The 26,773-nt window shown below is 66.5% G+C and carries 23 protein-coding genes; 17 read left to right on the plus strand and 6 right to left on the minus strand.

The window, feature by feature from the left end; genetic code table 11:
- Positions 1-25: 25 nt before the first annotated feature.
- The 6 genes from GNX71_RS12195 (at position 26) to GNX71_RS12220 (ending at position 9,991) form a co-directional block, all read left to right on the plus strand.
- A complete protein-coding gene (locus tag GNX71_RS12195) occupies positions 26-2,212 on the plus strand; it encodes a hypothetical protein (RefSeq protein ID WP_042579304.1) in 2,187 nt (728 codons plus the stop codon).
- On the plus strand, positions 2,209-2,754 hold the full coding sequence (locus GNX71_RS12200; protein ID WP_206178552.1) for a zf-TFIIB domain-containing protein: 546 nt from the start codon (positions 2,209-2,211) through the stop codon (positions 2,752-2,754). The genes GNX71_RS12195 and GNX71_RS12200 overlap by 4 nt, the downstream gene beginning before the upstream one ends.
- A 12-nt stretch (positions 2,755-2,766) precedes the next feature.
- Positions 2,767-8,022, plus strand: a complete 5,256-nt coding sequence (locus tag GNX71_RS12205) for a DNA repair ATPase (protein ID WP_206178553.1) — start codon at positions 2,767-2,769, stop codon at positions 8,020-8,022.
- Positions 8,022-8,720 carry a phospholipase D-like domain-containing protein gene (locus GNX71_RS12210; RefSeq protein ID WP_206178554.1) on the plus strand — a complete coding sequence of 233 codons (699 nt, stop codon included), beginning with the start codon at positions 8,022-8,024 and terminating at the stop codon, positions 8,718-8,720. Before GNX71_RS12205 ends, GNX71_RS12210 begins: the two co-directional genes overlap by 1 nt.
- A complete protein-coding gene (locus tag GNX71_RS12215) occupies positions 8,720-9,493 on the plus strand; it encodes a CorA family divalent cation transporter (RefSeq protein WP_206178555.1) in 774 nt (257 codons plus the stop codon). Before GNX71_RS12210 ends, GNX71_RS12215 begins: the two co-directional genes overlap by 1 nt.
- Before the next feature lie 117 nt (positions 9,494-9,610).
- Complete coding sequence (locus GNX71_RS12220; protein WP_206178556.1) at positions 9,611-9,991, plus strand: VOC family protein; 381 nt, start codon at positions 9,611-9,613, stop codon at positions 9,989-9,991.
- Positions 9,992-10,027: 36 nt separating this feature from the next.
- Here the strand turns inward: GNX71_RS12220 and GNX71_RS12225 are convergent, their stop codons facing one another.
- Positions 10,028-10,174 carry a hypothetical protein gene (locus GNX71_RS12225; RefSeq protein ID WP_206178557.1) on the minus strand — a complete coding sequence of 49 codons (147 nt, stop codon included), beginning with the start codon at positions 10,172-10,174 and terminating at the stop codon, positions 10,028-10,030.
- 171 nt (positions 10,175-10,345) lie between these two features.
- Positions 10,346-10,912 carry a LuxR C-terminal-related transcriptional regulator gene (locus tag GNX71_RS12230; protein ID WP_206178558.1) on the minus strand — a complete coding sequence of 189 codons (567 nt, stop codon included), beginning with the start codon at positions 10,910-10,912 and terminating at the stop codon, positions 10,346-10,348.
- A 93-nt stretch (positions 10,913-11,005) separates the two neighbouring features.
- Between GNX71_RS12230 and GNX71_RS12235 the strand changes: the two genes are divergently transcribed.
- The 3 genes from GNX71_RS12235 (at position 11,006) to GNX71_RS12245 (ending at position 13,587) form a co-directional block, all read left to right on the plus strand.
- Entirely contained in the window at positions 11,006-11,818 is an 813-nt protein-coding gene (locus GNX71_RS12235; protein ID WP_206178559.1) for a CoA transferase subunit A, read from the plus strand.
- A 1-nt stretch (position 11,819) separates the two neighbouring features.
- Positions 11,820-12,458: a 3-oxoacid CoA-transferase subunit B gene (locus GNX71_RS12240; RefSeq protein ID WP_013540817.1), complete on the plus strand. Its 639-nt coding sequence runs from the start codon at positions 11,820-11,822 to the stop codon at positions 12,456-12,458.
- A gap of 73 nt (positions 12,459-12,531) precedes the next feature.
- Entirely contained in the window at positions 12,532-13,587 is a 1,056-nt protein-coding gene (locus GNX71_RS12245; protein ID WP_206178560.1) for a DUF4241 domain-containing protein, read from the plus strand.
- A 4-nt stretch (positions 13,588-13,591) separates the two neighbouring features.
- On the opposite strand, the gene GNX71_RS12250 is transcribed toward GNX71_RS12245, so the two are convergent.
- The 3 genes from GNX71_RS12250 to GNX71_RS12260 all read right to left on the minus strand — a co-directional run bounded on the left by GNX71_RS12250 (position 13,592) and on the right by GNX71_RS12260 (position 16,809).
- Positions 13,592-14,758 (minus strand): pyridoxal phosphate-dependent aminotransferase, encoded by a 1,167-nt coding sequence (locus GNX71_RS12250; RefSeq protein WP_206178561.1) that lies wholly within the window; start codon positions 14,756-14,758, stop codon positions 13,592-13,594.
- Between the two features lie 56 nt (positions 14,759-14,814).
- On the minus strand, positions 14,815-15,825 hold the full coding sequence (locus GNX71_RS12255) for a virulence RhuM family protein (protein WP_206178562.1): 1,011 nt from the start codon (positions 15,823-15,825) through the stop codon (positions 14,815-14,817).
- 75 nt (positions 15,826-15,900) lie between these two features.
- Positions 15,901-16,809 carry a LysR family transcriptional regulator gene (locus GNX71_RS12260; RefSeq protein ID WP_206179433.1) on the minus strand — a complete coding sequence of 303 codons (909 nt, stop codon included), beginning with the start codon at positions 16,807-16,809 and terminating at the stop codon, positions 15,901-15,903.
- A 162-nt stretch (positions 16,810-16,971) separates the two neighbouring features.
- On the opposite strand from GNX71_RS12260, the gene GNX71_RS12265 reads away from it, so the two are divergent.
- From GNX71_RS12265 to mmsB, 5 genes are read left to right on the plus strand one after another with little or no spacing between them, the layout of a single operon-like run.
- Positions 16,972-18,495: a CoA-acylating methylmalonate-semialdehyde dehydrogenase gene (locus GNX71_RS12265; RefSeq protein WP_206178563.1), complete on the plus strand. Its 1,524-nt coding sequence runs from the start codon at positions 16,972-16,974 to the stop codon at positions 18,493-18,495.
- Entirely contained in the window at positions 18,492-18,890 is a 399-nt protein-coding gene (locus GNX71_RS12270) for a lysozyme inhibitor LprI family protein (RefSeq protein ID WP_206178564.1), read from the plus strand. Before GNX71_RS12265 ends, GNX71_RS12270 begins: the two co-directional genes overlap by 4 nt.
- Positions 18,887-20,041: an acyl-CoA dehydrogenase family protein gene (locus tag GNX71_RS12275; protein ID WP_206178565.1), complete on the plus strand. Its 1,155-nt coding sequence runs from the start codon at positions 18,887-18,889 to the stop codon at positions 20,039-20,041. The genes GNX71_RS12270 and GNX71_RS12275 overlap by 4 nt, the downstream gene beginning before the upstream one ends.
- Positions 20,042-20,069: 28 nt before the next feature.
- Positions 20,070-21,185: an enoyl-CoA hydratase/isomerase family protein gene (locus GNX71_RS12280; protein WP_206178566.1), complete on the plus strand. Its 1,116-nt coding sequence runs from the start codon at positions 20,070-20,072 to the stop codon at positions 21,183-21,185.
- 33 nt (positions 21,186-21,218) lie between these two features.
- Complete coding sequence (mmsB, locus tag GNX71_RS12285; RefSeq protein WP_206178567.1) at positions 21,219-22,115, plus strand: 3-hydroxyisobutyrate dehydrogenase; 897 nt, start codon at positions 21,219-21,221, stop codon at positions 22,113-22,115.
- Here mmsB and GNX71_RS12290 read toward each other — a convergent pair whose 3' ends face one another.
- A complete protein-coding gene (locus tag GNX71_RS12290) occupies positions 22,116-23,075 on the minus strand; it encodes a LysR family transcriptional regulator (RefSeq protein WP_206178568.1) in 960 nt (319 codons plus the stop codon).
- 170 nt (positions 23,076-23,245) lie between these two features.
- On the opposite strand from GNX71_RS12290, the gene GNX71_RS12295 reads away from it, so the two are divergent.
- Genes GNX71_RS12295 through GNX71_RS12305 form a run of 3 tightly spaced genes read left to right on the plus strand, consistent with a single transcriptional unit; the run spans position 23,246 to position 26,770 of the window.
- Entirely contained in the window at positions 23,246-24,070 is an 825-nt protein-coding gene (locus tag GNX71_RS12295) for a putative hydro-lyase (protein WP_206178569.1), read from the plus strand.
- A gap of 53 nt (positions 24,071-24,123) precedes the next feature.
- Positions 24,124-25,359 carry an MFS transporter gene (locus tag GNX71_RS12300; RefSeq protein WP_206178570.1) on the plus strand — a complete coding sequence of 412 codons (1,236 nt, stop codon included), beginning with the start codon at positions 24,124-24,126 and terminating at the stop codon, positions 25,357-25,359.
- A 4-nt stretch (positions 25,360-25,363) separates the two neighbouring features.
- Positions 25,364-26,770 carry a biotin carboxylase N-terminal domain-containing protein gene (locus tag GNX71_RS12305; protein ID WP_206178571.1) on the plus strand — a complete coding sequence of 469 codons (1,407 nt, stop codon included), beginning with the start codon at positions 25,364-25,366 and terminating at the stop codon, positions 26,768-26,770.
- Positions 26,771-26,773: the final 3 nt, after the last annotated feature.

The following is a 26,773-nucleotide window of genomic DNA, read 5'->3' on the forward strand; positions in this document are numbered from 1 at the left end:
CTCTCAAAGCAAATCTGGAGAAAAAATGGAGCCCATCATCTTTGCCGTCGTCATACTGGCCGTCGTCATCCTCGGCCTGTTCGCGATGTTCGCCAAGTTCTATCGCAAGATCGAACAGGGCCACGCACTCATCGTGAACACGCTGCGCGCCGAGCCCGAGGTGACCTTCACCGGGCGAATGGTCTACCCGATCATCCACAAGGCCGAGCTGATGGACATCTCGGTCAAGACCATCGAGATCGACCGCTCCGGCAACGAAGGCCTCATCTGCCGCGACAACATCCGCGCGGACATCAAGGTGAAGTTCTTCGTGCGCGTGAACAAGACCGCCGACGACGTGCTGAAGGTAGCGCAGGGCATCGGCTGCGCACGCGCCTCCAACCACGAGACGCTCGAAGAACTCTTCTCCGCCAAGTTCTCCGAAGCGCTCAAGACGGTCGGCAAGTCGATGGACTTCGTGGACCTCTACCAGGCGCGCGACGGCTTCCGCGACCAGATCATCAGCCAGATCGGCAATGACCTCTCGGGCTATGTGCTCGAAGACGCGGCCATCGACTACCTCGAGCAGACGCCGCTGTCGGAGCTCGACGCCAACAACATCCTCGATGCGCAGGGCATCAAGAAGATCACCGAACTCACGGCGGTCGAGCATGTGCGCACCAACGAGCTGCGCCGCAACGAGGAAATGCAGATCAAGAAGAAGAACGTCGAGACGCAGGAAGCGCTGCTCGAGCTCGAACGCCAGCAAGCCGATGCCACTTCGCGCCAGCACCGCGAGATCGCCAGCGTGCGTGCCCGCGAGGAGGCCGAGACCGCCAAGATCCAGTCCGAAGAGCGCACCAAGTCCGAGACCGCGCGCCTGCTCTCGGAGCAGACCGTGGCCGTGCAGCAGGAGAACGTGCAGCGCGAGAAGGAAGTGGCCGAGAACAATCGCAAGCGCGCGGTGGCCGTCGAGGAAGAAAAGGTCACGCGTGCCCGCGACCTCGAAATCGTCGACCGCGAGAAGGAAGTGACGCTGCAGCGCATCGAGAAGGACAAGGCCGTCGAAGTGCAGAAGAAGGCGATTGCCGACGTGATCCGCGAGCGCATCGTGGTCGAACGCACCGTCGCCGAGCAGGAAGAGGCCATCAAGGAACTGCGCGTGGTCGCCGAGGCCGAGCGCACCAAGAAGTCGGTCGTGATCATGGCCGAGGGCCAGGCCGACGAGAAGATGGTGATCGACGTGAAGGCGGCCGAGACGCAGGAAAAGCGCGCGCGCCACAAGGCGGCCGAAGAACTGACGCTGGCCGATGCCAAGCTCAAGGTCGCCGAGCGCGATGCCGAATCGAAGAAGCGCGAAGCCGAGGGCATGGAAGCCCTCTCCGCCGCGCCGGGCCTGGCGGCTGCCAAGGTCGAGATCGCCACCGCGCAGGCGCGCCTGGCCACCTTCGAGGCCGAAGCCTCGGGCAAGGAAAAGCTGGGCCTCGCCGATGTGCATGTGCGCCAGGCCGATGCCGACGCCATCCTCAAGGCCGGCCAGGCCGACGCGCAGGTGATCGAGGCGCGCTCGCAGGCCGAAGCGGCCGGCATGCGCGCCAAGTTCGACGCCGAAGCCTCGGGCAAGGAAAAGCTCGGCCTCGCCGATGTGAGCGTGCGCACGGCCGATGCCGAAGCCACGCTCAAGTCCGGCCAGGCCGATGCGCAGGTGATCGAAGCCCGCTTCAACGCCGAGGCCAAGGGCCTGCACGAGAAGTTCGAGGCCATGAAGTCGATGAGCCCCGAAACCCGCGACCACGAGGAGTTCCGCATGCGCCTGGAGAAGTCGCACATCGAGACCCTGAAGGGCATCGACGCGCAAACCTCCATCGCCAAGGAACAGGCCGATGTGCTGGGCACTGCGCTCGCCAACGCCAAGATCGACATCGTGGGCGGCTCGGGCGACTACTTCGACAGCTTCGTGCGCTCGCTCTCGGTGGGCAAGGGCATCGACGGCGTCATCTCCAAGAGCCAGGCGGTGCAGGTCGCCTTCAAGGACCAGCTCTCGGGTGAACGCGATGTGGTGAAGGACCTGCGCGACATCGTCGGCGCGCTGGGCAATTCGTCGGGCGAGATCCAGAACCTGAGCGTCGCCTCGCTGATGAGCCGCATCGCCGCCGACGGCACCGAGAGCCAGAAGTCGGCGCTGCAGAACCTGATCTCCACCTTCCGTCCGTTGAACGGAAGCGCGCAATGAACCCGAACCTGAAGTGCAGCTGCACGGGGCACGCGCCGATGCAGCCCGTGGCGCTGGCCGAGGCGCTGCTGGGCGTGCAGTGCGCCGATTGCCACGGCATGGTGATGGCCATGGACGACTGGCGCGCCTGGAAGGCCGCCGACCCGAACCGCGTGCCGCATGCGGTCGACGATGAAGTCATCGAGGTGTTCGACATTGCGGCCGTGCGGCACTGCCCCGAGTGCGACCGGCTGATGCAGCGCCTGCGCGTGAGCGCCGGGCCCGACTTTCGCATCGACCGCTGCGTGTCCTGCCAGAACCTGTGGTTCGACGCGGGCGAGTGGCGCGCCATCGTGAGCCGTGGCCTCGCCGGCCGGCTCGATGAACTGCTGTCCGACGGGTGGCAGCGGCGCCTGCAGACCGAGGAGGTGCGCGAAGCTCGCCTCGCCGCACTGCGCCGCCGCTACGGCGACGACTGCATCGACGAGCTGGACCGCATCCGCGCCTGGCTCGACACCCAGCCTCACCGCGACGAATTGCTCGCACTGCTGCGCGCGGACTGACCGCGCCGATCCATGCAATCCACTGACGAAACGGGAGCGCCGCCCGGCGCCCAGGCGCAGACCCCCGCCGACCAGACCGAAGCCCTGGTCTCCGGCAGCGGCAGCTATGACCTGCTGAAGAAGCGGCTCGAAACCCAGGGCGAGGGCCTGCTCAAGAAGACGCAGGCGCTCAACGAGCAGCGCCTTGCCGAGTTCGGCCGCTCCGACCAGACGCTGATCCTGCGCACCCGCGCGCGGACCGAGAACAACGCCGTGGCGCGCGACATCGTGCGCATCGGCGACCTGCTCCTGTTCGGCTACAACGTCTTCATCGGCCTTCGCAAGGAAACGGCGGTGGGCGACGTTTTCGGCCTCTACCGGCTCGCCACGCCGGGCGAAGCCGCCACCGAGAACGACGAGCTGCAGCCGGTGCCCCTGGCAGGTACCTTCCTCGAAGACACCCGCTTCGTCTCGGACTTCCGCGAGCTCTACGCTTACTACAAGCAGGCCACGCTGCTGCAATTGCGCGTGACGCAGGACAAGCTGCTCGCCTCGTTCCAGATCGGCCAGCAGCTGCACGACGTGCGCGTGTTCCGCTGGGCCATCGAGCGCGACGGCAGCATCCAGTACATCGACAACCGGGGCGAGCGCGACATCGCCTTGCCGGCGAGTCACGATTTCGAGTGGACCGTTGCCACGCGCGAAGACCACGTGGGCGGCAAGCACCCGCACGTGAACGTGCTGGACACGGTGTTCGTCGAAACGCTGGGCGGCGACCTCACGATCAAGATCGAGAACAACACCGAGACGGGCCTCGGTATCTACAGCGAGCCGGTGGAGGACAAGAGCCAGTCGCTGACCGATGCCGAGATCGCCTGGGCCAAGCTGGGCATGCTGATCCTCCTGCGCGTGAAGCCTTATCGCGAGCAGGTCACGCGCTACCTGGTGTTCAACATCCGCACGCAGCAGGTCGAGCGCATCGATGCCATCGGCGGCTCCTGCGTGCAGTTGCCCGAAGACCACGGCATCATTTTCCCGGGCGGTTACTACCTGCAGTCGGGCGAATACAAGCGCTTCGATCTGCCGGCCGAAGTGGTGGAGCACCTGCGCTTCAAGCGCATGCTGCGTTCGCCCAACGGCGAGGACGTGGCCTATGTCTTCTACGACCCGAAGCCGGGGCGCTACGCGCTCTTCAACTACAACCTGATCGACAAAAAGCTCGCCACGCCGATCATTGCCAACGGCTACGCGCGCTTTGCGGACGGCCGCATCCTGGTGTTCCACGACAACGACGGCGAGCCGACGCGCGTGCACCCGATGCAGCTGTGGCAGACGCCGTTCGCCAGCGAAGAGCATGTGAGCGCGCAGCCGCCCGCCACCGGCTTCTTCGGCAAGATCGGCAACGCCGAGCTGGTGCGCGGCGTGAGCGACCTCATGGGCATCGCGCGTGCGGTGCGGGAGCAGGCGCCCACGCGCGCCGCCTATGAAGACCTGATCCGCCAGTGCACCCGCGTGAGCGACGCCTACTTCTGGCTCGACGCGCCGGAGGCCGCCGGCCTCATGGCCGAACTGCGCAGCATTGCCGACGTGGCGCGCAGCACGCTCGCCGAGTTCGAGAAGGTCGATACCATCCGACGCGAAACTGCGCGCGCACTGGCCCGCGCCGAAGACGCGCAGCATGCGCTGCTGGTCGACATCGCCAGCACCATCTGGCGCGCACCCGACGATTTCGTGAAAGCGCTCGGGCGCCTGCGCGAGCGGCGCGGCGCGCTGCAGATGCTCAAGGAGCTGCGCTATGCCGACCTGCCGCGCATCGCCGCGATGGACGCCGCGCTCGAAGTCGAGCAGCAGCGCATCGGCGAGCGCGCGATGCAGTTCCTGGCGGCCGACACCGCCTTCAACGGCCAGCGTCAGGCGCTGGACAAGCTCGCGCTCGACCTGCCCAACCTGGCCACCTCGCCCGCGCTCGGGCAGATGCTCACGACGCTCGACGAGCAGGCCGCGGGCCTCGATCTGCTGACCGAGCAGCTGGGCAGCTTGCCGGGCGGCGATGCGGTGATCCGCACCTCGATCCTGGACCGCATCTCGCTGATCTACGCCGACATCAACCGCATGCGCGCCGATGCGCGTGTGCGGCGCAAGTCGCTGGGCGCGACCGAGGCGCGTGCGGAGTTCGGCGCGCAGTTCAAGCTCTTCAGCCAGGCGGTGGAAAACGCACTGGAATTCGCCGACACGCCCGAGAAGTGCGACGATGCGCTCACGCGCCTCCTGGCCCAGCTCGAGGAAATCGAAGGCCGCTTCGCCGAGCAGGAAGACTTCCTGGCCGACATCGCCGAGAAGCGCGAGACCGTGTACGAAGCGCTGTCCGCGCGCCGGCAGAGCCTGGTGGAAGCGCGCCAACGCCGTGCCCAAGGCGTGGTCGATGCGGCCGGCCGCATCCTCGACGGCATTCCGCGCCGCATCGCGCAACTGGCCGACCTGACGCAGGTTCACAGCTACTTCGCGGCCGACCCGATGATCGGCAAGCTGCGCACGCTGATCGCCGACCTGCGCACGCTGGGCGCCGCGGTGCCGGCCGACGAGCTCGACACGCGCCTGAAGACCGCGCGCGACCAGGCCCTGCGCTCGATCCGCGACAAGCGCGAGCTGGTGAGCGAGGGCGGCGATACGCTGCGCCTGGGCCGTCACGCCTTCACCGTGCACCGCCAGCCGGTCGACCTGACGCTGGTGGCCCGCGACGAGGGCATGGCCTACCAGGTGACGGGCACCGACTACCAGAGCCCGGTCGACGAGCCGCGGCTGCTGCCGTTGCAGCGCTACTGGAACCAGTCGCTGGTGTCGGAAACGCCGGAGCTGTCGCGCGCCGAATACCTTGCGGGCCGCCTGCTGGAAGCGCTGCTCGACGGCAAGGCCGAGCGCAGCTGGGCCGACGTGCTCACGCTGCTGGCCGAAGACCCGCTGCATCCGCAACTGCTCGACATGGTTCGCCGCTTCGCCGCCGCGCGGTATCAAGAGGGCTACCAGAAGGGCATCCACGATGACGACGCATTGCGCCTGCTGGGCGCGCTCGTTGCGATGCAGGACCAGGCCGGACTTCTGGCCTGGGGCCCGACCGAACGCGCGCTGGCCTTGCTCTATTGGCAGCACGGGCACCTGATCGCCCACCGCGAATCGCTGCTGCGCCGCGCGCGGGCCGCGATGCAGATGCAGACCCTGTTCGGCCGGCGCGATGCGCTGGAGCAGCTCGAAGCGGACACGGCGCGCGCGCTGAAGCACTTCGCTCACGACGTGGTGCCTGACATGTTGCCGCTGGCGCAGGACGCGAACGAAGAAGAGCGCGATGCGCACGACGGCCGCGTGTCCACCTTGTGCGACCAGGCCGCCGCGTACCTCGTGCGCGAGCTGGCCGGCGAGCGCGGCGGCGAAGCCTGGGCCGTCTCGGGTGCAGGCGAAGACCTCGCCGCCGCGCTGCTGCGCGAACTGGAACGCAGCGGCCGGCGCGACGCCTGGCAGCACGACCTCGATGCCGCACCGCCGGCAGAGCGCTGGCGCCTTGCGCGCGACTGGGTGCGCGCCTATGCGCTGCATCAGGCGCCACAGTCGATCGACTGGGTGGACGACGCAGCCAGCGTGCTGGCCATTCCGTTGCTGCGCACCCGCGTCAACGCGGCGCTCGACCGCACGGTCGAAGGGCTGCGCGGCGAGCATGCGCGCGTTGTCGAAGGCCGCATCACGCTGAACCTCAACGACTTCTGGCGCCGCTTCCTGTTCCACACCATGCACGCGGTGCCGGGCTACGAGGCGCTGCACAGCTTGCGCCACGAGCTGCTCGAACGCGAGAAGGCGCGGCTCAAGCTCGGCCAGTTCCAGGCCAAGCCGCTCTCGACCTTCGTGCGCAACCAGCTGATCGACGAGCTCTACCTGCCCATCATCGGCGACAACCTCGCCAAGCAGATCGGCTCGGCGGGGGAGGGCAGCCGCACCGACCGCATGGGCCTGCTGTTGCTGATCTCGCCGCCCGGCTACGGCAAGACCACGCTGATGGAGTACGTGGCCGACCGGCTCGGCCTCATCTTCGTGCGCATCAACTGTCCGGCGCTTGGCCATGGCGTGACCGCCATCGACCCGGCCAACGCGCCCAACAGCGCGGCGCGGCAGGAGCTGGAGAAGCTCAACCTCGGCCTCGCGATGGGCAGCAACGTGATGCTGTACCTGGACGACATCCAGCACACCAGCCCCGAGTTCCTGCAGAAGTTCATTGCGCTGGCCGACGGCACGCGCCGCATCGAGGGCGTGTGGAATGGCGAACCGCGCAGCTACGACATGCGCGGCAAGCGCTTCGCGATCGTGATGGCGGGGAACCCCTATACCGAGTCGGGTGACGTGTTCAAGATCCCGGACATGCTGGCCAACCGCGCCGACATCTACAACCTGGGTGACGTGCTCTCGGGCCGCGAGGCGGCGTTCGCGCTCTCGTACATCGAGAACAGCCTGACCTCCAATCCCACGCTGATGCCGCTGGCCTCGCGCGACCCGAAAGACGTGCAGTTGCTGGTGAAGATGGCGCAGGGGCACGACGTGCCGAGCAGCGCGCTCTCACATGCCTACAGCGCGGTCGAGCTGGAGGAAATCAAGGCGCTGCTGCAGCGGCTGTTCCGGGCGCGCGACCTGCTGCTGAAGGTCAATCTTGCGTACATCGAATCGGCCGCGCAGCAGGAGGCCTACCGCGCCGCGCCACCGTTCAAGCTGCAGGGCAGCTACCGCAACATGACCAAGCTCGCGGGCAAGATCACCGCGCTGATGCGCGACGACGAGCTCGATGTGCTCTTGCGCGACCACTACCGCGGCGAGGCCCAGACGCTGACCACCGGCGCGGAAGAAAACCTGCTGCGCCTCGCGCAATTGCTGGGCAGCCCGACGCCGGAAGAAAGCGCGCGCTGGACCTCCATCTGCGAGGAGTTCGTGCGGCAGCGCAAGCTCGGCGGCGCCGACGTGGACGGCAGCCAGCGCATCGCCAGCAGCATGCTCGACGTGGCGCGCGCGGTCGATGCGCTCAAGCCCGTGCCCCAGCCGGTGGCTGAAGGGCCGAGCGAAAGCCGGCGCCTGGCCGACGCGATGCTGCAGATCGCGGTGACTTACCGCGAACTGATCCTGCCGCTGGTGACCGCCACCGAGCGCCGGCTCGAACTCGACCGCTCGATCAAGCAGGACATGGAGCGCCTTGCAGCCGAAGTGCAGGCCACGCGGGCCGCACCGAAGCGAGCACCGAAACCCGACAAGGATCACTGATGTCCGTATTGCCCGAACTGCTCGCCCAGCTCGACGCCACCATGGCCGACGCACGCCTGAGCGACGACGAGCGCCGCGTGCTGGTTCACACCCTGCGCGAAGCCTCGCCGCCCGAGGACGGGTTGCGCCAGCTGCGCAACCGCGCCTTCGACCTGGTGCGTGCGCGCACCGCCGACCCCGAGCAGCTGTCGCTGCTCAAGTGGCTCGAAGGCGTGGTCCGCGCCATCGACACCGGCCGCTCGCCCGATGCGGTCGCGGTGCACTCGCAGGCGTTCTTCAGTCCCGGCACGGCCTGCCTCCAGGCGATCAACCAGCAACTGAAGGCCGCGAAGCGCTCGGTCGATCTCTGTGTCTTCACGCTGTCGGACGACCGCATCACCGCCGAGGTGCTGGCCGCGCAGCGGCGTGGCGTGGCGGTGCGCTTCATCACCGACAACGACAAGGAGTTCGACCGCGGCAGCGACGTCGGCCAGCTGCGTGCGGCCGGCATTCCGGTCGCGGTGGACCGCACCGAGGCGCACATGCACCACAAGTTCGCGATCTTCGACGGCGCGCGGCTCATCAACGGCAGCTACAACTGGACGCGCAGCGCCTGCGACTACAACGAGGAGAACGTGATCCTCAGCAACGACCCTTCGCTCGTTCGCCGCTTCGCGGACGAATTCGACACCTTGTGGAAAGAACTGCAGGCCGACTGATGGCGAGACGAATCGACTACGACTGGGAGCTGCCTCCCGAGATGCAGCAGCGGCTGGGCGGCACGACCTACGGCGCGCAGCGCGTCATCCACGAACAGGGCCACCTGATGGTGATCCTGCACGAGCCGCCCACTGGCGCCGGCGCCGAACGCAAGCCCACGGTGTTCCTGCGCAAGCCCGATGGGGCGTGGCTCCACAAGGGCAACAACCCCGGCGAGAGGGCGCTAGCCAAGCTGCTCGAGAGCTACCGTGCGGCGTTCAGCACCTTCGAGATCCGGCACCAGTCGGCGGAGACCTCGGAGGACCTGTTCCAGATCCTCGGTCCGCTGATTCCGCTGACCCGCGCCGCCAGGAACATGCAGGACACGCTGCAGGCCGCGCGCGACGCCGAGAAGGACGACCAGATGCTCATCGACCTGCGCGACACGGCCGTGGAGATCGCGCGCGGCTTCGAGCTGTTGATGGCGGACACGCGCATGTCGCTCGACTACCGGCTCGCGCACGCGGCGGAAGCGCAGGCGCACTCGGCCATGGAAATGAACCGCGCGCAGCACAAGCTCAACACCATCGCTGCGCTGACCTTTCCGCTGATGGCCATCGGCGCCGCCTTCGGCATGAACCTGCACAGCGGCGCGGAGAATCTGCCGGCCTGGGTGTACTGGGTGATCTTCGCGGCCGGCATTTGCTTGGGCGTGATGCTGCGGGGCTGGGTCAAGGCGCCCGTCGCGCCGCCGGTCGTTGCAAGGCCTGCGGCCACGCTGAAGAAGAAATAGGGCGAACGGGGCGGTCCGGCCTTCGTGATTCGCGAGGTCTCGCTGCCGAATGGGCACTTCTCATCATCACGATCTGCTTCTAGAGTCGCTTGCGTCCGCACAAGGAGAAAGCCCCCCATGATCGACCACCTGGATCACCTGGTGCTCACGACCGCCAACGAAGAGACTTGCGTGCGCTTCTACGTCGACGCACTGGGCATGACGCTGGAGACCTTCGGCGCCGGCCGCAAGGCCTTCCGCTTCGGCAACCAGAAGATCAACCTGCACGTGAAGGGGCACGAGTTCGAGCCGAAGGCCGATGTGCCCACGCCCGGTTCGCTGGACCTGTGCTTCATCGCCGCCGTGCCGCTCGAAGCGGTCATCGAGCGCCTGGGCGAGAAGGGCGTGCCGATCATCGAAGGCCCCGTCATTCGCACGGGTGCGACCTCGCGCATCCGCTCGGTCTATGTGCGCGACCCGGACCTGAATCTCATCGAGATTTCAGAGCTCGCGCCCTGAAATTCGCACCCGATGGGACCGTAGCGCCGCGATGCGTTACGGCTTGACGCCGAGCACCGACAGGATGATCGCCGCCAGCGTCAGGGTCACCGGCAGGCGGTGCGCGGCGATGGCGTGGACCTGGGCGACGGACACCCGGGTTTGCTGAAGGAGGTTCTTTTCGGAATGAAGAGCTGTGGACATGGCATTGACTCCTGAGTGGTGCGAACGGCTTGTTCGCATGCACTCGAAGATAGACCTCTCACCGTGCAACAACACGGGCCTTTCGAGGATGCGGCGTTTCCGTTTTCGCAACGATCCGGGGTCCGAATTTCGGAACTTCCAGCCCCGCGCGATGATCCGGCGGGGCGTTTCTTAGCCCGCGATGAGCTTCTGCACCAACTCCGCGGTGGTCGCCGCCGCGTACTTGCGCATCAGCCGCGCCCGGTGCAGTTCGACCGTGCGATGGCTGATGCCCAGCGCCTTGCCGATCTCCTTGGAGGTCAGCCCCTGCATCACCTGTGCCGCGACCTCGCGTTCGCGCGGCGTGAGCTCGGCCTTCACCGCACGGCGCGAGCCCAGGTCCTCGAAGGTCCAGATGCCGGCCTCGTGCGGCGCGGCGCGGTTCATCGCGTGGCCGGTGACATGGCACCAGAAGGTCTCGCCGGCCATCGCGCCATGCAGGCCGCCCAGGCGCTTCATCATGCGGTTGTCGGCGTAGTTGCCGTTGGCGTTCAGGAACGGTTCCATGCGTTTGCCGATGCGCTCGAATTCGGCCACGCTCGGGTACAGGATGCTGAACGAATGTCCCACCAGCGCGGAGGGCGTTGCGCCGAAGATCTCGCACACGCGCAGGTTGCACGCCACGATGGTGCGGTTGCTCGAAACCACCATGCCGACGGGTGCATGCTCAAAAGCCAGCCGGTAATCGATCTCGGGCATCGGGGGTCACCATTACGAAATACTACGTATGCGGGTACGTAGTATCGTTGACGGCTTCCCACCCACTCTTCACCATTCCATCAAGGAGCCCGAGTGAACAAGATTTATCCCTCCGCAGAAGCGGCACTCAAGGGGGTCGTGGCCGACGGGCAGACGCTCGCGGTCGGCGGCTTCGGCCTGTGCGGCATTCCCGAAGCGCTGATCGAGGCGCTCAAGGACTCCGGCGCGCAGAACCTCACCGTCATCTCGAACAACGCGGGCGTCGACGGTTTCGGCCTCGGCAAGCTGCTCGAAACCCGCCAGATCAAGAAGATGATCGCGTCGTACGTGGGCGAGAACAAGGAGTTCGAGCGCCAGTACCTCGCGGGCGAACTGGCCCTCGAATTCACGCCGCAGGGCACGCTGGCCGAGAAGCTGCGCGCGGGCGGCGCTGGCATCCCGGCCTTCTTCACCAAGACCGGCGTGGGCACCCAAGTGGCCGAAGGCAAGGAACTGCGCGAGTTCGACGGCGAGACCTACGTCATGGAACGCTCGCTGGTGCCCGATGTGGCACTGGTCAAGGCCGACGTGGCCGACAAGTCGGGCAACCTGCGCTTTCGCCTCACGGCGCGCAACTTCAACCCGGCCGCCGCCATGGCCGGCAAGATCTGCATCGTCGAAGTCGAGAAGATCGTCGAAGTGGGCGAGCTGGCGCCTGACGACATCCACCTGCCGGGCATCTACGTGCACCGCATCGTGCTCAACGCGACGCCCGAGAAGCGCATCGAGAAGCGCACGGTGAGCGCCGCGGCGCCGGTCGATGCGGCCGCTGCGAAGGTCGAGGCCCAGGCGGCCATTGCGCAGGCCGCGGCCGGCAGCGAGCAGCCCGTGCCCACCGTGCCCGTCAACAAGAAAGAAGGAGCCTGAGATGCCCTGGACCCAAGACCAGATGGCGGCCCGTGCTGCCCAAGAACTCGAAGACGGCTTCTACGTGAACCTCGGCATCGGCATCCCGACGCTGGTGGCCAACCACACCGGCACCAAGGAAGTCTGGCTGCAGAGCGAGAACGGCATGCTCGGCATCGGCGCCTTCCCGACCGAGGACAACGTCGACGCCGACCTCATCAATGCCGGCAAGCAGACCGTGACCACCATCCCCGGCTCGGCCATCTTCGGCAGCCATGACAGCTTCGCGATGATCCGCGGCGGCAAGATCAACCTGTCGATCCTCGGCGCGATGCAGGTGAGCACCGAGGGCGACCTCGCCAACTGGATGATTCCCGGCAAGATGGTCAAGGGCATGGGCGGCGCGATGGACCTCGTGGCCGGCGTCAAGCGCGTGATCGTGCTGATGGAGCACGTCGCGAAGAAGAAGGACGGCACCGAGGACTTCAAGATCCTCGAGAAGTGCACGCTGCCCCTGACCGGCGTGGGCGTGGTCGACCGCATCATCACCGACCTCGCGGTGATGGACGTGGTGCCCGAAGGCCTGAAGGTGGTCGAGCTCGCGCCGGGCGTGAGCTTCGATGCGCTGCAGGCGAAGACGGGTGCGAAGCTGATCCAGTAAGGTCGGTTGCATCCGACATCGACAAGGGCCGCTTTCGCGGCCCTTCGTCATGGCGAAATGAGAAACTGCGCGCATGGCTTACCTCGACATCGACAACCTCCACGCCATCTTTCTCGACGACGAGGCACTTCGCGCGGTGCATCTGCAGCGTCTGCCTTGCGGCGCCCTGAACATCGCGAGCGGCCGCATCGTGGCCTGCGATCCGCTGGTGCAGCCCGAGCGCCAACCCTTCGCGCGCGAACTGCAGGCGCGGGGCGCGTTCCCCGTCGAGGTGCTGCACGACAAGGGCCGACATGCGCTGGCCGTGCTGTGGCTGCGTGACCGCGGCAGCCTGCGCACCGCCGACCTGACCTGGCAGATGGCGCTGATCGAAGGGGAGTCGCCCGACACGCTGGGCGACGACGAGTTCTACGGTTACCCGGTCGACGCCGGCCTCGGCTGCTTCATGGGCCCCGAGGCCGCGGCCGCCATGGCCGAGCGCGACACGCGCGAAGCCGCCGACCCCGATTTCAGCAACTACTACGACGACGTGCTGGCCGGCGAGATGGGCGATGCCGACGTCGTCGACCACTTCCCGCTCGGGCCGGGATCGGCGAGCAACATGGTCATCTTCCGCTCGGGCTGGGGCGACGGCAGCTACCCGAGCTACTGGGCGCTCGATGCGGCGGGCGAGCCCGTTGCGCTCGTGACCGACTTCATGACGATGACCGGCGGCGACGCGCGCGACGAAGACGACAAGCGCAGCGATGCCTACAAGGCCAGCCTTTCGCCGGAGAAGCACAAGGCGCTCGAGGCACTGGGCGCAGCGGCCGTCAAAGGCGATGCCGCGGCGATCAAGGCGCTGCTCGGTGCGGGGCTCGCGCATCCCAACGAGATCATTCCATCGTTCGGCGAAACCGCGATCATGAGTGCCATCCGCATGAACCAGCTTGAAGCGCTGCGCGTGCTGCTGACGGCGGTACAAGGCCTGCCGATGCCGCCGCAGTTCTACAGCATTGACGAGGAAGAGAGCTACATCGACTACGCGCGGCGGCTCAAGAAGCCGCGCGTCGAAGGGCTGATCGAACTGCTGGAAAAAGCCGCGGCGCCGGTGGCAAAGCCTGGCTTCCTGAAGCGCCTGTTCTCCTGAGCGCTCAGGCGCCCAGCGCGGCGCGCACCTTGTCGCCGAGCCCGCGCAGCCGTTCGACCGGCTCGTTGGAGAACACGAAGCGCAGGTACTGCGCGCCGTGCGTTTCGCCCCAGCCGCGCATTGCCGTCGCGCAGACGCGTGTTTTCAGGAGGCGTTCCGACAGCGTCTGCCCATCGATGCCGAAATCGCTGGTCCGCAGCAGCAGCGACCAGCCGCCCGCCGGAATGCCAACAGGCAGGCCCTTGAGTTCGTCCAGGACTGTGTCGCGCCTGCGTTCCAGCTCGGCCACATAGGGCGCGAGCGTGCGACCGGACTGTTCCAGTGCCGTGGCCACTGCGTCCTGCGCGATGCCTACCGGCACGACCACATTGGCGAGCGACACGGCCACGAGATCGGGCATGTAGCTTTCCGGTGCCACGGTCCAACCCACGCGCCAGCCGATCATGCGCAACTCCTTGGCTGACGAACCGACGGTGATCGTGCGCTCGGCCATGCCGGGAAGGCCCGCGGGGTGAATCACCTTTCGGCCGTCGTAGAGCAGGCGCTCCATGGCGGTGTCGAGGATCAGCGTCAGGTCATGCTGCACGCAAAGCGCTGCAATGGCGCGCCAGTCGTCTTCATCGAAGTAGCCGCCGGTCGGCATCGACGGTGACATCAAAAGCATCACACGCACGCGCGGCCCGATGGCGGCTTGCAGCGCCGCGCGGTCGAGCTTCCATTCGCCGCCGGGCGTGAACTGAAAGGGCACGTACTTCGGCGTACCGCCCGCCAGACGGATGCGGTTGAGCAGGCCGGCGTAGGTCGGATCGGTCACCAGCACTTCGTCGCCGACCTCGACCGTCGCGAGCAGCGCGTTGAGGATGCCCGAGAGGCCGCCCGCGGAGATCACGCAGTTGCGCGGGCCGTAGTCCACGCCAGAGAGCGCCGATACATGCCGCGCAGCAATTTCGCGCAATCGCGATTGGCCGACGAAGGGCAGGTAGCTGTTGTCCGAATCTTCCGAAGCCGCGCGCACGGTGCGCGCGATGGCTTCGGGGTCCGGGGGAATGTCGACATCGAGGTTCTCGAGCCGGAGAAAGGGCGGGCCGTCCGCATCGTCCGCGATGGCGCCCATGCGGTCGACGCCGATGCCTGCGATGTGTTCGAGTCGGGCGGGGCGATGGCGTGGCATGCGTTTTTCTCCTTTGTTCCTGGATGATTGCGAGGCCTTTCGGGCGTGACAAACTTTCAGGATCTTCGATCCTGCTTCGCTTTCTCCACAATGGATTCGAGAGCGCTTAGATCCTCGGCATCCGAGCCTGCGGCTTCCACGCTGCGGCGCCGTGCGTCAAAAGTGTCGTAGCGGTCCTGGGCGATAGTCTTCATCTGATCGTTGCTGATACTCCCGTTGTTCTTGAGCACGGGACGATCGTTGAAATCGAGCAGACGATCTACATTGCCACGCCAATAGTCCAGGGTCAGTTCCTTGCGCTCCTTGACTCTCAGTTCGGCCTGTTCCAGAAAGATGACGACCAGGCGATTGAGCGTGTCCACCTCGTCTGCGCTGAGGTAGTTCTTGGCGACGATCACATCGTGCCTTCGCACGCGAGAGCCGCTCCAGGTGGAGAGCGACATGTTGGGTAAGTTGGCGTCGGCTCGGGCAACCACGATCTCCGCGGCCGTTTTGCGAGTGACCGCGTAGAGCAACTTGTTCTGCACTTCCGCGAAGAAAAGCTGCGCTGTGCTGTCGTCGATGCGGTAGTCGGCGCTCAGCGCAAAAAGGTCGCGAACCTTTTGGTAGAAGCGCTTTTCCGAAGCCCGGATCTCACGGATGCGCGCCAGAAGCTCGTCGAAATAATCCCAGCCGCCGGGGTTCTTCAGGCGCTCATCGTCCATGACGAAGCCTTTGACCAGATATTCGCTCAGGTGCGCTGTCGCCCACTGCCGAAACTGGGTGCCGCGTGGGGAGCGCACGCGATAGCCAATCGCCAGAATCATCGGAAGGCTGTAGAGCAGGGTGTTCCGGCGAACCTTGCGGGAGCCCTCGCTTTGAACTGTCAAGGATTCCTTGACGGTTGCCTCGGCTTTCAGTTCCTGCTCCAACACGATGTTCCTTGCGTGGAGGCTTACGTTCTGCTTGGTGGTGGCAAAGAGTTCAGCAATTTCGACCTGCGAAAGCCAGACATTGCCATCGAGCGCGCGGAGCTGAATTCGGGCCAATCCGTCGTCGGTTTGATAGAGGATCAATTCACTGCGCATGCCGTGAGTTCTTTCTGCACGATGGATTCGAGTTCTTGATGGGCGCGCAGCGTATGCCGCATGAGCGCGAGTCGGTCATTTTGTGCCCGCCGCGCCGTCGGGCAAGAGAGCATGCCGTTGCGCAGCGGCAGTTTCGCGCAGGAATTCCCACACGGCCTGCATGCGCGCCAAGTGCTTGGTTTCCGCAGGCATAGACATCCAGAAGGTTCGCGTGAAATTCGTCTGCCCGTTCAGCACCGACCGCAGCGCCTTGTCCCGCTCGGCCACGAACGCCGGCAAGACCGCAATCCCCGCGCCCGCCACCACCGCCCGATGCTGCGCAAGCACGCTGGTGCTGCGCAGCGCAAACGCATCGGGCCGGTGCAATTCATCGAGGTACTGCAGTTCTTTGCTGAACAGCAGGTCGTCCACGTAGCTGATGAAGGTGTGGCCGCGCAGGTCCTCGCGTGTCTTGATCGGCTTGTGCGCCGCCAGGTACTGCTTCGACGCATAGAGCCGCAGCGTGTAGTCGGTGAGCTTGGTCACCACCACCGGCCCGCGCGCCGGGCGCTCCAGCGAGATCACGATGTCGGCCTCGCGCCGCGACAGGTGCACCAGCCGCGGCATCGCCAGCAGGTCGATGGTGAGCTTGGGGTGCTGCAGCGCGAAGAGCGCGAGCTGCGGCGCCAGCACCACCGTGCCGAAGCCCTCGGTCGCGCCGATGCGCACCAGCCCCGACAGGCCCTCCTGCGAGGCCGGCGCGGTGCTCTCCACGGCCTGGAAGGCGCTCTCCATCGCCTCGACCTGCGGCTGCAGCCGGCGTCCCGCCTCGGTGAGCCGGTGGCCGCCCGATTCGCGCGAGAAGAGCGGGGCGCCGACTTCCTTTTCGAGCGCCTGGATGCGCCGCGCGACCGTGGTGTGGTCCACCTCGAGCCGGCGCGCCGCGCTCATCAGCGTGCCCGAGCGGGCGAGCTCGAGAAAGTAGCGCAGGTTGTCCCAGTCCATGTGCTTGCGTGCCTCCGTGTTCGGGCTCTGCATTTTTGCAAAGCCGTGGCGCATATTTGTCTATTGTCATGGCAAATCTGCAAAGCTAGGATGCGGGTTGCACCGGCGCCGACCGGCCTCGCCTTTTCAGATTTCCCAGAGATTCACAGGAGACAAACCCCCATGGACGCCACCACCACCCCCTCGACCGAAGTCGCCACCGTCAAGCTCTTGATCGGCGGCAAGCTCGTCGAATCCAAGACCACCGAATGGCGCGACATCGTCAACCCGGCCACCCAGCAGGTGCTGGCCCGCGTGCCGTTCGCGACGCAGGCCGAGCTCGATGCGGCCGTGGCCTCCGCCAAGGAAGCCTTCAAGACCTGGCGCAAGACACCGATCGGCACGCGTGCGCGCATCTTCCTGAAGCTGCAGCAGCTCATTCGCGAGAACATGGGCGAGCTGGCCGCGATCCTCACGGCCGAGCAGGGCAAGACGCTGCCGGACGCCGAAGGCGACGTGTTCCGCGGCCTCGAAGTGGTCGAGCACGCATCGAACATCGGCAACCTGCAACTGGGCGAGTTGGCCAACAACGTGGCCAACGGTGTCGACACCTACACGCTGCTGCAGCCGCTGGGCGTGTGCGCCGGCATCACGCCGTTCAACTTCCCCGCGATGATTCCGCTGTGGATGTTCCCGATGGCCATCGTCACCGGCAACACCTTCGTTCTGAAGCCCTCCGAACAAGACCCGATGGTCACCATGCGCCTGTGCGAACTGGCGCTCGAAGCCGGCATTCCGCCCGGCGTGCTGAACGTGATTCATGGCGGCGAAGCCATCGTCAACGGCATCTGCGATCACAAGGACATCAAGGCGATCAGCTTCGTCGGCTCGACCAAGGTCGGCACGCACGTCTACAACCGCGCCACGCTGGCCGGCAAGCGCGTGCAATGCATGATGGGCGCGAAGAACCACGCCATCGTGATGCCCGACGCGAACAAGGAGCAGACGCTCAATGCATTGGCAGGCGCGAGCTTCGGCGCGGCCGGCCAGCGCTGCATGGCAGTGTCGGTCGCGGTGCTGGTGGGCGATGCACGCAAGTGGGTGCCCGAACTGATCGCCAAGGCCAAGACGCTGAAGATCGGCGCCGGCACCGAGAAGGGCGTGGATGTGGGGCCGCTGGTTTCGTGCGCTGCGTACGACCGCGTCAACCATCTCATCGAACGCGGCCTGGCCGATGGCGCCAAGCTCGAGCTCGACGGCCGCAAGCCCACTGTGCCCGGCTACGAGAAGGGCAACTTCGTCGGCCCGACGATCTTCACCGGCGTGAAGCCCGGCATGACGATCTATGACCAGGAAATCTTCGGCCCGGTGCTGTGCGTGGCCGATGCCGAGACCATCGACGAGGCGATCGAGCTGATCAACAGCAACCCGAACGGCAATGGCACGGCGATCTTCACGCAGTCGGGCGCCGCGGCGCGCCGTTTCCAGGAAGACATCGACGTGGGCCAGGTCGGCATCAACGTGCCGATCCCGGTGCCGGTCCCGATGTTCTCGTTCACCGGTTCGCGCGCCTCCAAGCTCGGCGACCTCGGCCCGTACGGCAAGCAGGTCATCATGTTCTACACGCAGACCAAGACTGTGACGGCACGCTGGTTCGACGACAGCACCGTCTCGCACGGCGTCAACACCACCATCAGCCTCAAATGAGGTACGGGCTTCGCGTCGCGGCCTGGGGCGCGGTGGCGACGGTTGCATTGCTTGCCGGCAGTGCGCAGGCGGCCACCTATGACGAGCCTGTCGACTGCAATCCGAACGGGAACCAGCAGCAGATGAACGACTGCGCGCTGCTCGATTTCCGTGCGGCCGATGCCGTGCTCAACATCCGCTACGGCGAGGTGATGAAGACGCTTTCGCCGCAGATGCGCGTCGCACTGCGCAACGAGCAGCGAGCCTGGCTCAAAGGCCGCGACCCCGCTTGCAAGCGGGCTTCGAGAGCGTACGAAGGCGGCTCCATGTGGCCACTGGTGTTCAACTCGTGCCTGGAGAAATCGACCCGTAAACGCACCGCTGAACTGGACCGCTGGAAGGGTCGCGAACAATGAACTTCGAACTGTCCGAAGAACAGAACGCGTTTGCGCAGAGCGCGCGCGACTTTGCCCAGGCCGAGTTCGCACCGCATGCCGCGCAGTGGGACGCCGAAGCGATCTTCCCGAAGGAAGCCATCGCCAAAGCTGGTGAACTGGGCTTCTGCGGCCTGTATGCGCCCGAGCGCATCGGCGGCCTTGGCCTGCCGCGGCTCGATGCGGCGCTGGTGTTCGAGGAGATGGCTGCGGTCGACCCCTCGACCACGGCCTTCATCACGATCCACAACATGGCGACGTGGATGCTCGGCACCTGGGCCACCGACGCGGTGGCCGCGCAGTGGGGCGAGGATCTCACGAGCGGTCGCAAGCTCGCCTCTTATTGCCTTACCGAACCGGGTGCGGGGTCGGATGCCGGCTCGCTGAAGACGCGCGCCGAGCTGCAAGGCCACGAGTACGTCATCAACGGCGGCAAGGCCTTCATCTCGGGCGCCGGTTCCACCGACGTGCTGGTGCTGATGGCGCGCACCGGCGGCGCGGGTGCGAGCGGCATCTCGGCCTTCGCGGTGCCGGCCGATGCACCCGGCGTGAGCTACGGCAAGAAGGAACACAAGATGGGCTGGAACAGCCAGCCCACGCGCACCATCAACTTCGACAACGTGCGCATCCCGGCCGAGAACCTGCTGGGCAAGGAAGGCGAGGGCTTTCGCATCGCGATGAAGGGGCTCGACGGTGGGCGCATCAACATCGCGACCTGCTCGGTGGGCGCCGCGCAGGGCGCGCTCGATGCGGCGCGCCGCTACCTGCACGAGCGCCAGCAGTTCGGCAAGCCGATCGCGAGCTTCCAGGCCCTGCAGTTCAAGCTGGCCGACATGGCGACCGAGTTGGTCGCGGCGCGGCAGATGGTGCGGCTGGCTGCGAGCAAGCTCGATGCGGGCCATGCCGACGCCAGCACCTACTGCGCGATGGCCAAGCGCTTCGCGACCGATGCGGGCTTCAACGTCTGCAACGACGCGCTGCAGCTGCACGGCGGCTACGGCTACCTGAGCGAGTTCCCGCTGGAGCGCCTGGTGCGCGATACCCGCGTGCACCAGATCCTCGAAGGCACCAACGAAATCATGCGAGTGATCGTTGCGCGAAAATTGCTGGAAGGGGACAGCGATATCCGCTGACGCCCCGCACCCAGAACCCCTCAAGACAATGACCGACTCCGTAGTTCTCTTCGACGAAATCAAGACCGCCGGCGGCAAGCGCTTCGGCGTTGCCACGCTCAACGCACCGGCCTCGCTCAATGCGCTGTCCGTGGACATGGTGCGCCTGCTCACGCCCAAGCTGCGCGAATGGGCGAAAGACAACGGCATCGTCGGCGTGCTGTTGCAGGCCGCTGGCGAGAAGGCCTTCTGCGCGGGCGGCGACCTGCGCCAGCTCTACCAGACGCTGCTCGAATGCGGCCCCGCGCGCAACACCTACGCCGAAGACTTCTTCCGCGAAGAGTACGAGCTCGACTACCTGATCCACACGTTCCCGAAGCCCTTCCTGTGCTGGGGCCACGGCATCGTGATGGGCGGCGGCGTGGGCCTGATGTCGGGCTGCTCGCACCGCGTGGTGACGACGCAGAGCCGCATCGCGATGCCCGAGATCGCCATCGGCCTGTACCCCGACGTGGGCGGCAGCTGGTTCCTGCGCCGCACGCCCGGCCGCACCGGCCTGTTTCTGGCGCTCACCGCAGCGAACCTGAATGCGGCCGATGCGATCTTCTGCGGCCTCGCCGACGTGCTGGTGCCGCAGGAGCGCAAGAGCCAGGTGCTCGACGCCATTGCCGGAGCCGCATGGGCCGGCGAGAGCAAGGCCGACCGTGCCACGCTCTCGCGCATCCTCGCCAAGGCCGGCGAAGGTGCCGAGATGCCGGCTTCGAAGGTGCGCGAGCACTACGACACCATCAACGCGCTGATGGCCGGCGACGACCTGCTCGACATCGCCAACCGCCTGCGTGGCCTGCAGAGCGAGGATCCCTGGCTGCAAAGCGCCTCCAAGACTTTCGTGAAGGGCGCGCCGAGTTCCGCCGCCCTGAGCTTCGAGCTCTGGCAGCGTGTGCACCGCATGTCTCTGGCCGAAGTGTTCCGGCTCGAGTACTGGGCATCGCTCGGCTTCTGTGCGCACAAGGACTTTGCCGAGGGCATCCGTGCGGTGCTGATCGACAAGGACCGCAACCCGCGCTGGAACCCCGCGACCATCGAAGAGATCACGCCCGCCTTCATCGACGACCACCTGCGTCCGCGCGGCGACATGCCGGCGGAGCTTGCATCGCTGGTCTGACACCGCATCCATAAAGACAACGGAGACAAACACATGAAGATCGCATTCATCGGCCTCGGCAACATGGGCGGCCCGATGGCCCTGAACCTGCTCAAGGCCGGCCACACGCTCAGTGCCTTCGACCTCTCGGCCGACGCCTGCAAGAAGTTCGGCGCCGAGGGCCTGCCCATTGCCAAGTCGGCGGCCGAGACCGTCGCCGACGCCGAAGTCGTCATCAGCATGCTGCCGGCCAGCGCGCACGTCGAGGGCCTGTTCCTCGGCGGCGCTGGCAAGCCCGGCCTGCTGGAGAGCATCAAGGCCGGCACGCTCGTGATCGACAGCAGTACCATCGCCGCCGCCACCTCGCGCAAGGTGGCCGAGGCGGCCGCTGCCAAGGGCGTGGCGATGATCGACGCACCCGTGTCGGGCGGCACCGGCGGCGCGATCGCCGGCACGCTGACCTTCATGGTCGGCGGCGAGACCAAAGACCTGGAGCGCGCGCGCCCGGTGCTCGAGAAGATGGGCGCCAACATCTTCCACGCCGGTGCAGCCGGTGCGGGGCAGACCGCGAAGATCTGCAACAACATGCTGCTCGGCATTTTGATGATCGGCACCTCCGAGGCGCTGGCGCTCGGCGTGGCCAACGGGCTCGATCCCAAGGTGCTCTCCGAAATCATGCGCCGCAGCTCGGGCGGCAACTGGGCGCTCGAGAAGTACAACCCGATGCCGGGCGTGATGGAAACGTCGCCCGCCTCGAAGAACTACGCGGGCGGCTTCGGCACCGACCTGATGCTCAAGGACCTGGGCCTGGCCCAGGAGAACGCGGCGGCCGTGCGCGCCGCCACGCCCCTGGGCGGCCTCGCACGCAGCCTGTATGCGGCGCACAGCCTGGCCGGCCACGGCGCGCTGGACTTCTCCAGCGTGCTGAAGCTGGTGCAGAAGGCTTCCTGATCAGGTGCCGGTGAGGGGCGGGGTTTCCTCGGGCTCCTCTTGCAGGTTGGTGGCCCAAGGCGGGCCCGCAGCCTTGCAGTAGCTCGCCACCACCTCCCGGATGATCGTGTCGACCGCCGCCACGGCGGGCGACGATTCCCGGGGCCGCGTCACCGTCACGACCAGCGGCGGCAGGGCGGGCCCTTCGCAGAGCTTCAGGTCCCCGGCCTCGATCTCGCGCTGCACGAAGATCGGTGGAATCGCCGCCACGCCGAAACCCTCTTTCACAAGCTGCACGATCGACTGCACCGACGGAAAGCTGCAGATGCGCGGCTCCGCCTCGCGTCCCGCGAACAGCGCGCGGATGTGCGCGTGCGGGCTGGAGGTGCGCACATAGGTCAGCACCGGGATGCGTTCGAGGTCTTCGAGCGTCAGCACATCCCGCGTGGGCCACACGTCGGGTCGCGCGATCCAGCGGATCGGAAAGCGCGACAGCGGCGTCACTTCGAGCTCCATGTTGCCGGCCGCTTCCTCGACGGGATCGTTCTGGATCAGCAGGTCGAGCTTGTGCTGGCGGAACTGCTCCCGCAGGTTGCGCGCGGGCTCGACGGTGATGTCCGGGTCCACCGCCGGAAAGCGCCGCGCAAGCCCGTGGATCAGCGGCGTGAGCCAGGTATGGACCACGGTCTCGATCACGCCGATGCGCACGCGCCCCGCGGGTGGCGCATCGGGCTGCGTCGAGAGCTTGAGCTCGCGCTCCAGCGCGAGCATGCGCTCGGCCTGCCGTACCACCTGTTCGCCCACGGGCGTGAGGGTCAGGGTGCGATTGGAGCGGTCAACAAGGAAAACCCCTAGTTCGTCTTCCAGGGCCGCAATGCGCTGCGATGCGGCCGCCTGCGTGGTGTGCAGCACCTGCGCGGTCTCGCGAAAGCTCTTCAGGCGGGAAAGGACGACCAGCGTCTCCAGAAAGCGTGTGTTCATCGGTCCGTCGGCGTTCGGTGCAAAGCGGTTCTTAAAAAAATCTTATCGAGGGCTCGAACAATTTCTGAGTCGACGTCATCGGCGTGCCGTGATTTCATCGCCCCCCATTGACGGTGTGCCGGCATGCAAGTCCTGCACCAGCACAAAAGCATGACATCAAGAGGTACGCAATGGAATTGGTGGATACGGGCAGTGCCGTGCAGGCGCCCGATGAGACATTCGCAGACGCCTACGAGGCGCGGCAGGCCATCCGCGCGGGCCGCTGGCGCCGCCACACGAGCGGGCTGACCCCGGCGCACGTGCAGGGCAACCTCGCGATCCTGCCGGCGGAGCTGGCCTCGGACTTCATGCGCTTCTGCCAGAGCAACCCGAAGCCGTGCCCGCTGCTGGCGGTCGGCCAGCCCGGCAACCCGCAACTGCCCACGCTGGGCCGCGACATCGACATCCGCACCGACGTGCCCGCCTACCGCGTCTATCGCGAAGGCGTGCTGGTGGACGAGGTGAACGACCTCAAGGCCCTGTGGCAGGGCGATTTCGTGGCCTTCGTGCTGGGCTGCTCGTTCTCGTTCGAGCACGGCCTCATCGACGCGGGCATTCCGCTGCGCCATGTGGACGAAGGCAAGAACGTGGCCATGTACAGGACGAACATCCAGACCGTGCCGGCGGGCCCCTTCCACGGGCCGATGGTGGTGTCGATGCGGCCGATGAAGGCGGCCGACGCGATTCGCGCGGTGCAGATCACCGCGCGCGTGCCCAAGGTGCACGGCGCGCCGGTGCACATCGGCGACCCCTCGCTCATCGGCATTGCCGACATCGCGAAGCCTGACTTCGGCGATGCGGTGCGCATCGCGCCCGACGAGCTGCCTGTGTTCTGGGCCTGCGGCGTGACGCCGCAGGCGGTGGTGATGGCTGCGAAGCCCGCGCTGTGCATCACGCACTCGCCGGGGTACATGCTGGTCACCGACATGCTCAATCGCGATCTGCCGTTCGCCTGAGCACTCCCCTCGTTCTTCGACACCTGTTTTTCATCACCTAGAGGATTTCCACCATGTGGCTGCAGGAAACCAAACCCCAGGAGCGCCGGACGCTGGTCGCCGCCTTCGCCGGCTACGGCGTCGATGCGTTCGACTACATGATCTACACCTTCATGATCCCCACGCTGATCCTGGTGTGGGGCATGACGAAGACCGAGGCCGGCTACATCGCGACCGGCGCGCTGGTCACCTCGGCCATCGGTGGCTGGCTCGCGGGCATCCTGGCCGACAAGTACGGCCGCGTTCGCATCCTGCAGCTCACGGTGCTGTGGTTCAGTTTCTTCACTTTCCTGAGCGGCTTCACGCAGTCGCCCGAGCAGCTCTTCGTCACGCGCGCGCTGCAGGGCCTCGGCTTCGGCGGTGAATGGTCGGTGGGCTCGGTGCTGATCGCCGAGATGATCCAGGCGCGCCACCGCGGCAAGGCCGTGGGGCTGGTGCAGAGCAGCTGGGCGGTGGGCTGGGGCATCTCGGCCATCGCATTCTGGGCGGTGTATGCCTTGCTGGAGCCGGCGCTCGCCTGGCGCGTGCTGTTCTGGATCGGCGTGCTGCCGGCGCTGTTGATCCTCTACATCCGCCGGAACATCAGCGACCCCGAGGTCTATCACCAGACCCGTGCGCGCATGAAGGCGGAGGGCGACAAGGGCAACTTCCTGGAGATCTTCTCGCCCAAGCTGCTCAAGACCACGATCCTCGCGAGCCTCCTAGCCACCGGCATGCAGGGCGCCTACTACGCGGTGACCACCTGGCTGCCGACGTACCTGAAGATGGAACGCAACCTGTCGGTGTTCAACACCAGCGGTTATCTCCTGGTGCTGATCCTCGGCTCCTTTGTGGGCTACCTCACGAGCGCATGGCTGTCCGACAAGCTGGGTCGCCGCCGCTGCTTCATGCTGTTCGCGCTGTGCGCCGGGCTGCTGGTGATCGCGTACACGCAGATCCCGATCACCGACGCGATGATGCTGGTGCTCGGCTTTCCGCTCGGCTTTTTTCTGTCGGGCATTTTCTCGGGCATGGGGGCCTACCTGAGCGAGCTGTTCCCCAGCCGCGTGCGGGGCTCGGGTCAGGGCTTTTGCTACAACTTCGGCCGCGCCGTCGGTTCGATCTGCCCGGCGCTCATCGGCTACATGAGCACTTCGATGCCGCTGGGCATTGCCATCGGCTACATGGCGGCGGGTGGCTACCTGCTGGTGATCGTCGCGTCGCTGCTGCTGCCTGAAACGGGCGGGCTAGAACTCACCTCGGAGGATTGAAGCGATGAAGCGCATCCTCATTGCCAACCGCGGTGAAATCGCCTGCCGTGTCATCCGGGCCTGCAAGGCGCTCGGCATCGAGACGGTGGCCGTGTATTCCGAAGCCGACGCGAAGGCACTGCATGTGGAGATGGCCGACCATGCGGTTGCCATCGGCCCCGCATCGCCGGCCGAGAGCTACCTGAACCACGAGCGCATCCTGGCCGCCGCCGTTGCGCACGGCGCGGAAGGCGTGCATCCGGGCTATGGCTTCCTCTCGGAGAACACGGCGTTCGCACGTGCCGCCGAGGCTGCAGGCGTGGTGTGGATCGGCCCCACGCCGCAGAGCATCGAGGAGATGGGCGACAAGGAACGCGCCCGCGAGATCGCCAAAGCCGCCGGTGTGCCGACGCTGCCGGGCAGCCGGCGCTTCGCGCTCGACGATCTGGCCGGCATCGAAGAAGCGGCCATCGCCGTGGGCTACCCGCTGCTGGTCAAGGCCACGGGCGGTGGCGGCGGCATCGGCATGCGGCTGGTGGATGTGCCCGAGAAGCTGCTGGCTTCGGTGTCGGCCACGCAGCAGCTTGCGGCCAAGTCGTTCAAGGACGGCACGATCTATCTGGAGCGCTATGTGCCCAGGGCGCGGCACGTGGAGATCCAGGTGTTCGGCTACGGCGACGGCAGCGCGGTGCACCTGTTCGAGCGCGAGTGCTCGATCCAGCGGCGCTTCCAGAAGATCATCGAAGAGAGCCCGGCGCCGGGCCTGCCGGCCGAGCTGCGCGCGCGCATGGCCAAGGCTGCGGCCGCGTTGGCCGCGCACCAGCGCTATCGCGGTCCGGGCACGGTGGAGTTCATCGTCGATGCGGACTCGCTGGAGTTCTTCTTCCTCGAGATGAACACGCGCATCCAGGTCGAGCACCCGGTCACTGAGATGGTCACGGGCTGGGACCTGGTGCAGAAGCAGATCAAATTGGCGGCGGCAGGCCCGTCGCTCGCGGGCTTCGAGAAGATCGCGCAGGAGGACATCGCGACGCGCGGCGCGGCCATCGAGTGCCGGCTGTATGCGGAGAACCCGGCGAAGAACTTCTTCCCGTCGCCCGGTCCGCTCGATGTTTTCCAACTGCCGCCGGCTGCACCGCACCTGCGCGTCGATACCGGTGTTCGGCAGGGCGATGTGATCACGCCTTTCTACGACCCGATGATCGCCAAGATGATCGTCTGGGGCGAGAACCGCGACGCGGCACTCGCCGCCATGCTGGCCGCGCTGGAGGCCAGCCGCATCGATGGCGTGAAGAACAACCTCGCGTTCCTCAAGGCGGTGATCCGTCACGAGGACTTCGCGGCCGGGCGGCTCGACACCGGGCTGGTCGAGCGTGAGCGCGCGCGGCTGCTCGAAGCGATGGCCGCCGCTGCTGTGCCTGCGGCGCTCTGAGCG

This window comes from Variovorax sp. RKNM96, assembly GCF_017161115.1.
Lineage (GTDB): Bacteria > Pseudomonadota > Gammaproteobacteria > Burkholderiales > Burkholderiaceae_C > Variovorax.